General features: G+C 71.2%; 12 protein-coding genes. 5 read left to right on the top strand and 7 right to left on the bottom strand.

Features of this window, described 5'->3' with window-relative positions:
* Window positions 1-15 precede the first annotated feature (15 nt).
* Window positions 16-2,553: an aminopeptidase N gene (gene pepN, locus LR393_RS22840; protein WP_231486193.1), complete on the bottom strand. Its 2,538-nt coding sequence runs from the start codon at window positions 2,551-2,553 to the stop codon at window positions 16-18.
* Between pepN and LR393_RS22845 the strand changes: the two genes are divergently transcribed.
* Window positions 2,552-3,205, top strand: coding sequence for a class I SAM-dependent methyltransferase (locus tag LR393_RS22845; RefSeq protein WP_345718614.1), 654 nt, complete (start codon window positions 2,552-2,554; stop codon window positions 3,203-3,205). The genes pepN and LR393_RS22845 overlap by 2 nt on opposite strands.
* A gap of 161 nt (window positions 3,206-3,366) precedes the next feature.
* Window positions 3,367-3,849 (top strand): hypothetical protein, encoded by a 483-nt coding sequence (locus LR393_RS22850; protein ID WP_231486195.1) that lies wholly within the window; start codon window positions 3,367-3,369, stop codon window positions 3,847-3,849.
* A 51-nt stretch (window positions 3,850-3,900) separates the two neighbouring features.
* Here LR393_RS22850 and LR393_RS22855 read toward each other — a convergent pair whose 3' ends face one another.
* Window positions 3,901-4,785, bottom strand: a complete 885-nt coding sequence (locus LR393_RS22855; RefSeq protein WP_269327730.1) for an NAD(P)H-binding protein — start codon at window positions 4,783-4,785, stop codon at window positions 3,901-3,903.
* A 98-nt stretch (window positions 4,786-4,883) separates the two neighbouring features.
* Between LR393_RS22855 and LR393_RS22860 the strand changes: the two genes are divergently transcribed.
* The 3 genes from LR393_RS22860 to LR393_RS22870 all read left to right on the top strand — a co-directional run bounded on the left by LR393_RS22860 (window position 4,884) and on the right by LR393_RS22870 (window position 6,783).
* Window positions 4,884-5,810 carry a LysR family transcriptional regulator gene (locus LR393_RS22860; RefSeq protein WP_231486197.1) on the top strand — a complete coding sequence of 309 codons (927 nt, stop codon included), beginning with the start codon at window positions 4,884-4,886 and terminating at the stop codon, window positions 5,808-5,810.
* Between the two features lie 119 nt (window positions 5,811-5,929).
* Entirely contained in the window at window positions 5,930-6,262 is a 333-nt protein-coding gene (locus LR393_RS22865; protein ID WP_231486198.1) for a hypothetical protein, read from the top strand.
* Window positions 6,259-6,783: an aldehyde dehydrogenase family protein gene (locus LR393_RS22870; RefSeq protein ID WP_231486199.1), complete on the top strand. Its 525-nt coding sequence runs from the start codon at window positions 6,259-6,261 to the stop codon at window positions 6,781-6,783. The genes LR393_RS22865 and LR393_RS22870 overlap by 4 nt, the downstream gene beginning before the upstream one ends.
* Before the next feature lie 106 nt (window positions 6,784-6,889).
* On the opposite strand, the gene LR393_RS22875 is transcribed toward LR393_RS22870, so the two are convergent.
* From LR393_RS22875 to LR393_RS22895, 5 genes are all read right to left on the bottom strand, one after another.
* The gene (locus LR393_RS22875; RefSeq protein ID WP_231486200.1) at window positions 6,890-7,963 is read right to left on the bottom strand and encodes a glucosidase family protein; all 1,074 of its coding nucleotides are present in this window, start codon (window positions 7,961-7,963) and stop codon (window positions 6,890-6,892) included.
* Window positions 7,964-8,406: 443 nt separating this feature from the next.
* Complete coding sequence (locus LR393_RS22880) at window positions 8,407-9,114, bottom strand: class I SAM-dependent methyltransferase (protein WP_231486201.1); 708 nt, start codon at window positions 9,112-9,114, stop codon at window positions 8,407-8,409.
* Window positions 9,108-10,397 (bottom strand): glycosyltransferase family 4 protein, encoded by a 1,290-nt coding sequence (locus tag LR393_RS22885; RefSeq protein WP_231486202.1) that lies wholly within the window; start codon window positions 10,395-10,397, stop codon window positions 9,108-9,110. Before LR393_RS22885 ends, LR393_RS22880 begins: the two co-directional genes overlap by 7 nt.
* A gap of 40 nt (window positions 10,398-10,437) precedes the next feature.
* A complete protein-coding gene (locus tag LR393_RS22890; protein WP_231486203.1) occupies window positions 10,438-11,619 on the bottom strand; it encodes a lipid II:glycine glycyltransferase FemX in 1,182 nt (393 codons plus the stop codon).
* 123 nt (window positions 11,620-11,742) lie between these two features.
* Entirely contained in the window at window positions 11,743-12,894 is a 1,152-nt protein-coding gene (locus LR393_RS22895) for an FAD-dependent oxidoreductase (RefSeq protein WP_231486204.1), read from the bottom strand.
* Window positions 12,895-12,943 lie beyond the last annotated feature (49 nt).

The following is a 12,943-nucleotide window of genomic DNA, read 5'->3' on the forward strand; positions in this document are numbered from 1 at the left end:
AGGTGACCAGCCTTCCTATTCCGCCAGGATGGATCGGGCCCGAACCACCTCGTCGCGCCCCTCCAGCACCAGACGGCGCAGCCAGGCGGGAGGCTGGGCCTGCGCCAGGTACTGTTCGGTCAGCGCGGGCAGGTCGGCCTGCGAGCGGGCCGGCGGGTAGGCGCCCCGGGCGAAGGTCTGCACGCGCTCGCTCGGCCAGACGTCGGCCACCTGTGTGAGCACGTCGAAGTAGGCCTGGGCCCACCCCTCGACCAGCTGCGTGTGCTCGGCCGCGAAGAACCCGTCCAGCGCCCACCGGAGCGTGTTCAGCGGCTGCTCACCAGCCACGAACTCCTGCCAGGCAGCTGTTTTCGCCTCCACCGAGGGAATGGCCGCCCAGCACGCCGCGGCCTGCTGACGGCCCTTGTCGGTCGGGTCGGCCGCCAGCTCGGCGTCGATGCGCTCCGGCCCCGCTCGGCCGGTCACGGCCAGGCGCAGCAGCAGGCTCCAGCGCAGGTCCGCGTCCACGACCACCCCGGACAGCAGACCCGTCCCCTCGTCCGACAGCAGTTCCTCGATCACCGACAGCTGCTCGTCCGACGACGCGGCCGTCACGAACGCCCGCACCAGGGCCAGCTGCTCGTGCGAACCGGGCTCGGCCGCCACGGCGTGCCCGAGCAGACCGTCGGCCAGCTCCTTCAGCGCCGCCGGGCGCTCGTCGGCGGGCACGTAGGCCTTCACCGCGAACACGGCCTGCGCCAGCAGCGTGCGCCGCACCGAGGCGTTGCTCACCGCGCCCACCCCGGCCATGACCACCTCGGCGTAGCGGGCGGGCGAGAGTTCGGCGTCGCGCACCAGGTCCCAGATGACGGTCCAGCTCACGGCCTGGGCCAGCGGGTCGCTGATGCGCCCGATCGAGCCGAGCACGGTGTCCAGCGACGCCTCGTCCAGCCGCACCTTGGCGTAGGTCAGGTCGTCGTCGTTGACCAGCACCAGATCGCCGCGGGCCTGGCCCAGCAGCGCCGGAACCTCGGTGCGCGGGCCCGCCACGTCGAGCTCCACCCGCCGGCGGCGCACGATCTCCCCGGCCCGGTCGTCGTACAGGCCGATCGCGATCCGGTGCGAGCGCAGCGTCGGGTGCCCCTCGGGTGCGCTCTGCACGATCGCGAAGCTGGAGAAGGCGCCGGACTCGTCGAGCCTGAAGTCGGCTCGCAGGGTGTTGGGGCCCGTGGTCTCCAGCCACTGCGCCGACCAGCCGCTCATGTCGCGGCCGGTCTCCTCGGTGAGGGCGGTCAGCAGGTCGCCGAGGGTGGCGGTGCCCCAGGCGTGACGGGCGAAGTAGCGGCGCAGCGCGGCCAGGAACGTCTCCTGCCCGATGGTCGCCACCAGCTGCTTCAGTACCGACGCGCCCTTCTGGTAGGTGATCGCGTCGAAGTTCACCTCCATCGAGCGGATGTCGGGGATGTCCGCGGCGATGGGGTGCGTGGTGGAGAGCTGGTCCTGGCGGTAGGCGCGGGCCTTCGCGCTGTCGGCGAAGGTGCCCCAGGCGTCGGTCCAGCGGGTGGCGCCGGTCTGCGAGAGGGCCGCCGCGTAGGTGGCGAACGACTCGTTGAGCCACAGGTCGTCCCACCACCGCATGGTGACCAGGTCGCCGAACCACATGTGCGCCATCTCGTGCAGGATCGTCGAGGCACGCCGCTCGTACTCGGCGTCGGTCACCCGCGAGCGGAACACATAGGTCTCGGTGAAGGTCACGCAGCCGGGGTTCTCCATCGCGCCGAGGTTGAACTCGGGCACGAAGGCCTGGTCGTACTTGCCGAACGGGTAGGCCATGCCGAACGCGGTCTGGTAGAAGTCGAAGCCGCGGCGGGTGACGTCGAGAATCTCGTCGGCGTCGAAGTGCGGCGCCAGCGACTGGCGGCACAGGGCGCGCAGCGGGATGACGATCTCGCCCGTGCCCAGGGGGTCGTTGCGGTACTCGCCGGTGGCCACGTGATACGGCCCGGCGACGATGACGGCCAGGTAGGTGGAGAGCACGTCGGTCGGCGCGAAGGTCCAGCGGCGGCCACCCTCCACCTCCTCGACCGAGGTGTGGGCCGAGTTGGAGACGACCTCCCAGTCGGCCGGGGCGGTGACGGTGAACTCGTACCGCGCCTTCAGGTCGGGCTGGTCGAAGCAGGCGAACATGCGCTGGGCGTCGGCCGTGGCGAACTGGCTGTGCAGGTACACGCGCCCGTCCACCGGGTCGGTGAAGCGGTGCAGGCCCTGCCCGGTGTGGGAGTAGTCGACGTCGGCGACGACCCGCAGCGTGTTCTCCCCCGCCAGGTCCGGCAGCGTGATGCGGCCGTCCTCCCCGGCGGGCAGGGCCACGCCGTTCAGCCCGGCCTCCAGCACGTTCGCGCCGAACAGCTCGGCGAACGTGGAGGCGCCCGGCCGGGAGGCGTCGAAGCGCACGACCGTGGCCGACCGGAACGTGTCCGGGCCGGTGGTGAGGTCGAGTTCGACGGCATATGTGTGCACGGTGAGCAGACGGCTACGCTCGGCAGCCTCATCTCGGGTCAGGTTCCCAGCCATGGGGCGAAGCCTATGCTTTCCCCTCGTGCCGGACTCCACCGCTCTTATCGCCGCCGCCCAGGCCGCCCCGGGCTTCATGCCCTCCCACGAGGGCCTGGCCCTCTACCGCGCGGCGCTGGCCGCGCCGCCGGTCGGCCCGCTGCTGGAGGTCGGGAGCTGGATGGGCAAGTCCGCCCTCTACCTGGCCGCGGCCGCTGCGGAATCAGGGACGCGGGTGGTCACCGTCGATCACCACCGCGGTTCGGAGGAGCACCAGCCCGGCTGGGAGTACCACGACCCCACCCTGATCGACCCCGCCACCGGGCTCGTCGACACCCTGCCCGCCTTCCGCCGCACGATCGCCCAGGCCGGCGCCGAGGACCTCGTGGTGGCCGTGATCGCCCGCGGCGAGACCCTGGCCCAGCTCTGGAACACCCCCCTGGCGTTCCTGTTCATCGACGGCAGCCACACCGACGACTCGGCCCAGCGCGACCTGCGCTCCTGGGCCCCCCACCTGGCTCCCGGCGGAACCCTGGCCATCCACGACGTCTTCCCCGACCCGGCCGACGGCGGCCAGGCCCCCTACCGGATGTACCGCACGGCCCTGGACAGCGGCGACTACGAGGAGCTGGACGGCACCGACTCCCTGAAACTCCTGCGCCGCCGCGACTGAGAGCGTTCACCGCCCCATTTGTACCCATTCGCGGGAAACTGGCAGCACACGAGGATCGCAGGAGTGGACGGCGCGGAGGGGACAGCGCCATCGCAGGGGTATTCGGCCTGGCCGCACCCAGTTCGGCCATCGCGGCGACCGGGCCGGAAGGTTTTCCCGTCGTGGCGGGTGCCTACATCGCCGACCACGTCGAGGGGGCCAAGAAGATCAAGGCGCCGTTGAGCCTTGCGTACGTCTGGCTGGACCGGGCACCGAAGTGGCGCGAAGGTCCCCTATGGACCTTCGGGAACGTCGACCTGGTGCTGCAACCCGACAGCAACCTGGCGATGTACCCCAAGGGTGACTACGCCGACGGGAATTACTCCCGGCACATCTGGGCCAGTAACACCACCGGGTCCGGTGCCACCCGGCTGCTCCTCCAGAGGGACGGGAACCTGGTGCTCTACACGGCGAACTATGCCCAGCACGTGTGGGCCAGCAACACCCAAAGCGCTTGTGTCGGAACGGGCCTCAATTATCCGGCCCTGTCCACCCAGGCCGACTCCAACCTGGTGATCTACTGTGCCGAGCCGTCGGTCTACTCCGACTGGAGCAAGCCCTGGGTCGCCAGCGCGCAATGGGCCACCAATACCGCGGGTTCCTGATCACAGCGGTACTGGACCGGTGCTGGGAGCCCGCAGGCTCCCAGCACCGGTTCAGCCGTCGACGGCCGGCTTGAGAACGTCGGCGCACCACTGCGCGAACGTGGTCGGGGTGCTGTTCCCGGCGGTGCGGGCGACGTTCAGGTCCAGGCCCTCGTTCTTGGCCAGAGCCATGTCCAACAGCCCCTGGGCGATGGCCTCGGAGTTGCCGAACTTCATCATGGTGGCCTTGAAATCCTCGCCCGGGATCTGCTGATACTCCACCGGGCGCCCCAGGACGTCGGAGGCGATCTGGGCCATCCCGGCGAAGGTCAGGTTCTCCGGGCCCAGGACCGGGCGCTCCTCGAAACCGGTCCAGGAGGAGTCCCGGAGCAGGTCCACGGCGACGGCGGCGATGTCCTGGGTGGCGACCGACGGCATCGCCAGGTCCGGAACGTAGGGGCCGAAATACGTTCCGGTGGACTTGATCGAGCCGGTGGCCCACAGCCAGTTGTCCATGAAGGACGGGTTGGTCAGGGCCCGGTAGGGCACCCCGGTGGCCGCGATCAGATCGTCCATCGCGAGCGTGGCGGTCACGTGCCCGGCCCGCCCGGCCACGGGCGTCCCGCGCCCGAGCGCCGAGATCCCGACCACCCGCGGGACCGGCCGGGTCGTGAGGGACTCGATGCCCGCCCGGGCGAAACCCGAGTAGGCCTCGTCCATCGACGTGGCGGCGTCATCGGCCGGGACGAGCCAGAACACGGCGTCCGCTCCCTCGAAGGCCCGGTCGACCACGTCCGCGTCGGCGTGGGAGCCGACCACGACGTCCACCCGCCCGGCGACCTGCGGGTCGAGCCGGGCCGGGTCACGGACGACGACGCGCACCTGCTCATCGTTCTCCAGCAACCCCCGCACCACGCCGGCGCCGATGTTCCCGGTCGGTGCAGTCACAACAATCATGGTTCGTCCCATCCGGAGAAGACTTTGCCCTCTCAGTGAAGGCCCAGGGGCGACCCGGAGGGAAAGACCTCTTACCTCTAGGCATATACCGTGCAGGTATGAACGACCTGGAGACCCGGCAGCTGAAGTACTTCGTGGCCGTCGCCGAGGAGAAGAACTTCAGCCGGGCCGCCGTCCGGCTGGGGATCGCGCAACCTCCTCTCTCCCGGGCCATCCGGGATCTCGAGCGTCAGCTCGGATCCCAGTTGCTGGTGCGGACCACCCGCCAGGTCACCCTCACTCCCGCCGGCGAGATGCTCCTGACCGAAGGCCGGCGGCTGATCGGGGAGGTCGAGGCGCTCGCCCGCCGCGTCCACGACGCCGGGAGGCTCGCGCGGCCCCTGCGACTGGCCCTCAAGGCCGACTACGACGGCGGGCTACTGCCGAGGATCGTCGACGCCTTCCACACCGTCCCCCTGGAACTCCTGCTCGGGGGCCGCGGCGAGCAGGTCACGGCCCTGAACAGCCATCAGGCCGACGTGGCGCTCCTGCCCACGCCGTACGACGAGACCGGCCTCGAACGCGAGGACCTGCTCACCGGGGCCCGCCTGATCGGCCTGTCCGCCGCCGACCCGCTCGCGGCCCGCACCAGCCTGCGCCTGTCCGACCTGGCCGGGCGCACCCTGCCCGACGGCACCGCCGCCGAGCTCGGCGGCCTCGAGATGCCGCCCGGCTACCGGCAGACCCGTGACCTGGCCCAGATCTTCAGCCTGGTCGAGGTCGGCCGCATCGTGTGGTTCGTGCCGGAATGGATCGCCGCCCGATTCCCCCGTCCGCACATCGCCTATCGGCCGGTCGAAGACCTGGAACCCGTGACCCTGACCGTCGCCTGGCGGGCCGGGTCACGCTCACCCGAGGTGGCCGCCTTCGTCCGTACTGTTCAGGAGGTGGCCGAGACGGCACTCCTCGATGGCCTACCCGGCGCTCGCCCGCCTGCGGCGACCGCCCTGGAAGATCTCCCGGAGCGAGCGGAACAGCTTCCGTAACAAGCCTATTGCTCCTCCGGCGGAACCCAGCCGGCCACCTGCGCGCTGACCTTCGCCAGGAGCCCGGCCAGGAGCGCGTCGTCGCCGTCCCCCAGGCCCGCCCGCAGGTGGTCGTCCAGGTGACGGAAACAACCACCAGCCGCGACGGCGACCTGGGCCAGGCCCGGTCCGAGATCGTCACCCTGGAGCAGGCCGGCGGTACGGTCTTCGCCCGGTACCCGGTCGCCACCGCGGAACAGGTGGACGAAGGCGTCGCCCGCAACGCCACCGGTCCCTGGTGGGAGCTCGGTGTCGCCGGACGCGCACGGCGCCTGCGCGCCTGGCGGCTGGAGATCGCCCGCGGGGGTGGGGAACTGGCCCGGAAGATCACCGCCGCCGCCCGGCGCGTCCACACCGGCAGTTCCGAGACCGACCAGATCGGCCCGATCCCGCTGCCCACCCAGCTCCGTTGATCCGTCAGCACATTGAGGACGCCCTGGCTCTCGGAGCGAGGGCCACGGTCAGTGGTCCCGTCCCCGGCGACAACCGCTACCTGCAACCGACGATCCTGGTCGACGTACCCAAGGACGCCCTGGTCGCCACCCAGGAGACCTTTGGTCCCGTCCTGGCCCTGGTCCGGGTCAAGGACACGGAAGAAGCCGTCGCACTGGTGAACTCGGCCCCGTACGGGCTGGGCAGCTCGGTGTTCAGCCGCGAGCGGGGACCGGCCATCGCCTCGAGACTGCGCGTCGGCATGACCAGCGTCAACGACGCCATCGCCACCTCCCGGGTGGCCGGGCTGCCCTTCGGCGGCCGTGGGCACAGTGGTTTCGGCCGCAAGCACGGGGACGAGGGCCTGCTCGAGTTCGCCTGCCCCCAGGCCATCACGGTCCGCACAGCCCCGGGCACGACCGGCTCATCCTTCGAGCGACCGGCCGGAGCCGTCGCCGCGACCCTGGCCGCGACCGTGGACCGTCTGTCCCAGAAAGGCTGACGAATTTTCTCCAGCGGCCGGCATCTGGCCTACCGGTCAGGTGCCGGCCGGGCTGTTCGGCGCCCGACCTGATTCGGCACTGGCACTCAGCGCCCAGAAGCCCGGCTCAGGACACCAGATCGTCCAGATCATCGAGGTTGTCGAGATCGTCCAGGTCGTCTGGGTTCGGCTCCCGGAGGTCCAGGTCCATCGTGCCGAACACCTGGGTCGTGGCTTTGCCGCCGTTGATCAGGTCGACCGCCAGCACCATGGCCGCTCCGGTCCAGGTGCTGTGCTCGACCGGCCAGTTCTTGCCGTCGGTGAGGACGAGGCCGGTCCAGTAGGAGCCGTCCGCCTCTCTCAGGTGCTGCATGGCCGCCACCTGCTCGGCCGCCCGCCGGGTATCGCCCATCACCGCCAGGGCCAGGGCCAGTTCGCAGGTTTCGGCTCCCGTCACCCAGGGGCGATCGGCCACGCAGCGGATGCCCTGGCCCGGCACCACGAACGTGTCCCAGCCGGCCGAGATCCGGTCCTGGGCCTGGTCACCACGCAGGGCGCCGCCCAGCACCGGGTAGTACCAGTCCATCGAGAACCGGGATTTCTCCACGAAGGCTCCCGGCCGGTGAACGATCGCCTCGCGCAGTCGGTGCGCCGACGCGTCCCACATTTTCGCGAGGTCGCCGGCCCTCAGCGTCTGGGCCAGCGTGACCCCGCACCGCAGCGCGTGATGGATGCTGGAGCAGCCGGTCAGCAGGGCCGCGGGGTCGGGGGATCCCTGCGGGGAGCGGGCCCAGCCCACGGTGCCGTCGGGGTTCTGCATCTGGAGCACGAAGGTCAGGGCATTACGCACCATCGGCCAGGCGCGCGCGACGAACTCGTCGTCACCGGTGCTCAGCCAGTGGTGCAGCACACCGACGGCCACGTAGGCGGCGTGGTTGGTCTCGGCCGTGGCCTCGACCACGATCTCCCCGCGGACCCGGCCGGGCCAGCTGCCGTCCGGGAGTTGCGTGCGCCGCAGCCAGTCGTACCCGGAGCGGGCCGCCTCGTGCAGGCCGGCGACGTCGAGGGCCATCAGGCATTCGACGTGGTCCCACGGGTCGGTCTCACCGCCCAGGAACCACGGCACCGCACCGGAGGTCTCCTGAGCTGCGGCGATACTCAGCGCGGTCGCGTGCACCTCGGCCGCGGTGGGGAACGTCAACCTGACCGCCGCTTGGGCCGGAGGCACGGGGTGACGTGCGGCTGGGGTCGAGCGGCAGCGGTGTCCATAAGCTGATGACAATATCCGGTTCGGCCCGAATCCCGGGCGCGCGGTTGGTGCGTGACGGCGTCGCGATGGATGGCGTCCGGGTCCACCCAGAGGTCCCCGTGACGAGTGCGGCCGGTCGCGCCGGAGACCTCTGCGTTGTGTACACCTGGTACATCCGGTACCGGATGTACCAGGTGTACACAACGCGACCGTGGCGGTCGCAGCACGAGCGGCGCCTCCGGGCTGGTGCGCCGGCCGACCGTGTTCGCCGGGACGAGCCGAAGGGTCGTGAGCGATCGCTGTGTGCATTCCGTGCGCCCTGACCGCGACGAACGCACACGGTCAGGGGAATCCGGGCGGAGACCGGTCAGGGTCAGGGTGCGCGGCCCGCCGCGCTAGGCGCTCTTGCGCAGGTACAGCACCACGCTCTTGCCGATGAGCGGGTTCAGGGCCCGCTCCAGCAGTTTCGTCGTGCGGGGCTTCTTCATGATGTCCCAGACCAGCAGGCGGTGGTAGGCGCGCACGATCGGGGTGTCTTCCATCCCGAAGAAGCACTTCAGCCACCAGTACACGCTGTGCAGGGCGTGGGCGTGGCCGGTACCGGTGTGCTCCAGCCCGGCGTCGTGGCAGAGCGCGGCCAGGTCGGAGGCCTTGTAGATGCGCACGTGCCCGCCCTCGTTGGCGTGGTACTCGTCCGACAGGGCCCAGCAGATCCGTTCGGGCAGCCAGCGCGGCACCGTGATCGCGGCCAGGCCACCGGGTTTGAGGACGCGGGCGATCTCGGCGATCGCGATGGCGTCGTCCTGGACGTGCTCGAGCACCTCCGAGGCGATCACCCGGTCGAACGACTCGTCGGGCAGGGGCAGCGAGCGCAGGTCACCGACCACCGGGGCGGTCCGGGCGCCGGTCGGGGTCTCCCCCGCCAGGTCCATGGCGCCGGTCCAGGTGCGGGTGGTGGCCAGGTCTTTCGCGCTCAGGTCGAGCGAGATGACGTCGGCCCCGCGCCGGTAGGCCTCGAAGGTGTGCCGGCCCTCCCCGCATCCCAGGTCGAGCAGAGTCGTTCCGGCCCGTACGTCGAGGCGGTCGTAGTCGAGCGTCAGCAAGTGCCCTCACTTTTCAGGTCGTCGATGGCGTCGCCGTACCACTGGGCCGTGCGGCTGGCCGTGAGCTGCCAGGTGAAGTGCTCGACCACCCGGGCGCGCCCGGCCGCGCCGAGGCGGGCGCGCAGGGGGGCGTCGTCCAGGAGGCGGCCGATCGAGTGGGCCAGGGCCTCGCTGTCACCGGCGGGTACGTGCAGGGCGGTGAGCCCGTCGGGGCCGGCGACCTCGGGCAGGGCCCCGGCGGTGGTGACGACCAGGGGCACGCCGCAGGCCATCGCCTCGACGGCGGGCAGGGAGAAGCCCTCGTAGCGGGAGGGCACCACGGCGACCTGGGCGCTGCGGAAGAGGTCGGCCAGGGCCTCGTCGCTGATGCCCTGCACGAACCGCACGATGCCGGTGAGACCAAGCCGGTGGATGGCCTGGTCGGCCGGGCCGCCGGGGCGGGCGGCGCCGACGACCACGAGCTCGACGGGCCGCTCGACGGCGACCTTGGCGACCGCCTCGATCAGGTCACCCAGCCCCTTGAGGGGAACGTCCGCACTGGCGACGGCGACCACGCGACCGGGCACCGCGGGCGTCCTCAATTCTGGGGTGAACGTTTCTTCGTCGACCCCTACCCCGATGACCCGCAAGCGTTCGGAGCGCACCCGGAAGGCCCGCACGATCTCGTCGCGCGAGGCCACCGAGACGGTGGTCAGCCACGGCAGCTGCCGGGCGACGCGTCCCTGCATGCGGCAGAACGCGTACCAGCGGCGCAGGGAGTAGCGGCGCTGGCGGTCGGTGGCGGCAGCCAGTTCCAGGTCGCGGTCGACCGTGATCGGGTGGTGGATGGTCGCGACCAGCGGGACGCCCCGGCGGCGCAGCTGCGCGCGCAGCCCGAGCAGCCCGTACCCCAGCGACTGGTTGTCGTGCACCACGTCGAACTCGCTCAGCCGGGAGCTGAGGTGGTGCCAGGCGCGCAGGGAGAAGGTGAGCGGCTCGGGGAACGCCGCCGTGCACATCAGGCCCCACTCCAGCACGTCGACCGGGGAGGTGAACTCGCGCAGCGCCGGGGTGCGGAACGGGTCGGGCTCGCGGTACAGATCGAGGTTGCGGATGTGGGTGAGCCGCACGCCCGGGTCGAGCTCGGGCAGCGGTGGGCTCGAGAACACCTCGACGTGGTGCCCGAGCGCCACCAGCTCCCGGGACAGGTGCCGCACGTAGATGCCCTGGCCACCGCTGTGCGGTTTGCTGCGGTACGACAACAGCGCGATGCGCAGTGCCCGGGGTGACCTGTCGATGTTCATGAACTGGTCACGATATCCGGTTCGGCGCAAATCCCAGATCTCAGGACCGGGCCGCCTGGACCTTCTGGTACGTCTGGAAAGCCTTCTGCCACAGCGGTGACAGGGTGAATTCCCACTCGCCCACGGTCTCCACGACGTGACCACCGGCACCCAGCTTGAACCGCAGCAGGCCGGCCAGCCGCTCGTTCTCGTCGAGGGTGTCGGCGATGCCCCGGAAGTCGTAGACCCAGTTGCCGCGGCCCAGGGCCGCCCGCATCGACGTCCACTGCATGGCCGTGGGAGCCTGGACCTCACGGTGGCGCGAGGTGGAGGCGCCGTAGGTGTACCAGCAGGTGCGGTCCACGTCGACGGTCAGGGCCGCTGCCAGCGGCTCCCCCTCGTACTCGCTGATCCACAGCCGCAGCACCGTCTCCGGGCCGGCGTTCAGGGCCCTCCACATCGTGGTGAAGTACCCGGCCGGGCGCGGGGTGAAGCCGTCACGCTCGCCGGTCTCGACGTAGAGGCGGTGGAAGATCGGCAGGTCGGCCAGGTCGCCCTGGCGCACGATGACGCCGGCCGCGGCCGACTTCTTCACGTTGCGGCGCCACTGCTGGTTCATGTTCTTCAGGAGCTGCTCGGGGGTGCGGTCGCGCATGTCCACGCGCACGCCCAGGCGCGGCTGCCCGGCGGTGAACTGCCCGGACTCGTCCTCCAGCGACACCCAGCCCAGGGCCTTGAGGGCCTGCTGGAGCGCGGCGCCGTCGGGGTAGGTCTCGTCCGGTGCGAGCTCCGAGAAGCGGGTGACGCCCTCGGCCGACAGGCCGCGCTTGGCCGTGGCGGTGCTCCAGTACCGGGTGGGCTGGGTCGGGCCCATCCGCACGGCGAACGCGTGCTGGCCACGCAGGTGGTCCAGGAACGGGCTGAGCCACCACGACGGTGCTTTGAGGACGCGGTCCCAGGGCAGGGTGGGCCCCTCGGGGATGTAGGCGAGACTGCGGCCGGTCCCGGGCACCGGCCGGTAGAGCACCAGGGCGGTGCCGATCACCTCGCCGTTCTCGATCCAGCCGAGGCTCTCGTTGCGCCAGGCCTTCTTCACCCCGCCCCAGGCCGGGGTCTGGGTGATGCTCGCCGAGTTCTTCACGGCGAAGCGCTCGTGATCGGCGGCCGAGATCGGCAGCACCGTCAGACCGGCATGCTGGGCCGGCCAGAGCGCCGTACCGGAGCGTGCGTCAGTTCCAGGCATGAGAAGGGAAGCCTCCGGGGCGGTCGCGCCAGGTCGGGCCGCAGGGGAGGCCTGCGACATTTATCGGGTGATTGTGACATCATCCCGCACCGGAGACCCACAGGTAACAAGCACCCGGGTGGATCAGGGTTGGGCCGGGCCGTCCCCGGTGAAGAGGCCGACCAGACCGTGAGGGGTATCGGCCCCGAAGATCAGGTCGAGGGTCTCGTGCGCGGCGACGGCCTCCTGTTCGGCGCGGGGGAACATGACCTCCTCGTAGGCGGCGAGGGCGGTCTCGAGGTCGCCCGGGTGCGCCGCGATCGCCTTCCCGAGCTCGGCCCCGTCGAGCATCGCGAGGTTGGCTCCCTCGCCCCCAGGCACGGTGACGTGCGCGGCGTCACCCAGGAGGGTCACCCCCGGGCGGCGTGACCACCGGTGGCGGTCGGGCAGCCGGTGGATGCTGCGCAGGACCGGAGCCACGTCGGCGTCGGCGATGAGGGAGACCAGTTCCGGCGCCCAGCCGTCGAACTCGGCCGCGATCGCGGCCTTCGCGGCGCGGGCGTCGGTGAAGTCGATGGCCTCGAACCACGCCGGTGGGCGTTCCAGGACCACATAGGTGTGGATGCGGTTGCCCGCCTCGCGGTGGGCCAGGAACCCGGTGCCGGGGGTCAGCACGTACAGGGCGCCGGCGCCGACCGCCTCGGCGGTGGCCGCGTGGCGTTCGTCCACGTCGTGCAGGAAGGTGTCGACGTAGCTCAGGCCGGCGTAGGTCGGCTCCTGCGGCGAGAGCAGCGCCCGGACCTTCGACCAGGTGCCGTCGGCACCCACGAGAACGTTCGTGGTGACGGTGCTTCCGTCCGCGAAGGTCAGCTCGTACCGGCCCGGGCCGGCCGGGGTCGCCTGGCGGAGCTTCTTGCCCCACCGCACGGTCCCGGCCGGCAGGGAGTCCAGCAGGATCCGGCGGATGTCGCCGCGCAGCGCCTCGGGGCGGGTCAGGGAACCGTCGTCGGGCAGTTCGGCCAGGACCGTGCCGTGCGGGTCCACGACGCGCTGGGCGCCACCGCCCCGGTGAATGATCGCCCGGTACTCCGGCGTCAGCCCGGCGATCTCGAGCGCGAGCTGACCGTTGTGCTCGTGCAGATCCAGCTGCCCGCCCTGGGTCCGGGCCTGCGCGCAGGCATCGGCGTCGTACACGGTGACCGGGACGCCGTGGCGATGCAGGACGCGGGCCAGGGTGAGCCCGCCGAGTCCGGCACCCACGACGACAACGGGACGAGCGGCAGCAGTGATGTCCATGGTGATCCCTCTTCGTCACATTGGACCACCGGTCCAATGGAGTGAGTGT

The organism is Kineosporia mesophila, from assembly GCF_021129235.1.
GTDB classification, from domain to species: domain Bacteria; phylum Actinomycetota; class Actinomycetes; order Actinomycetales; family Kineosporiaceae; genus Kineosporia; species Kineosporia mesophila.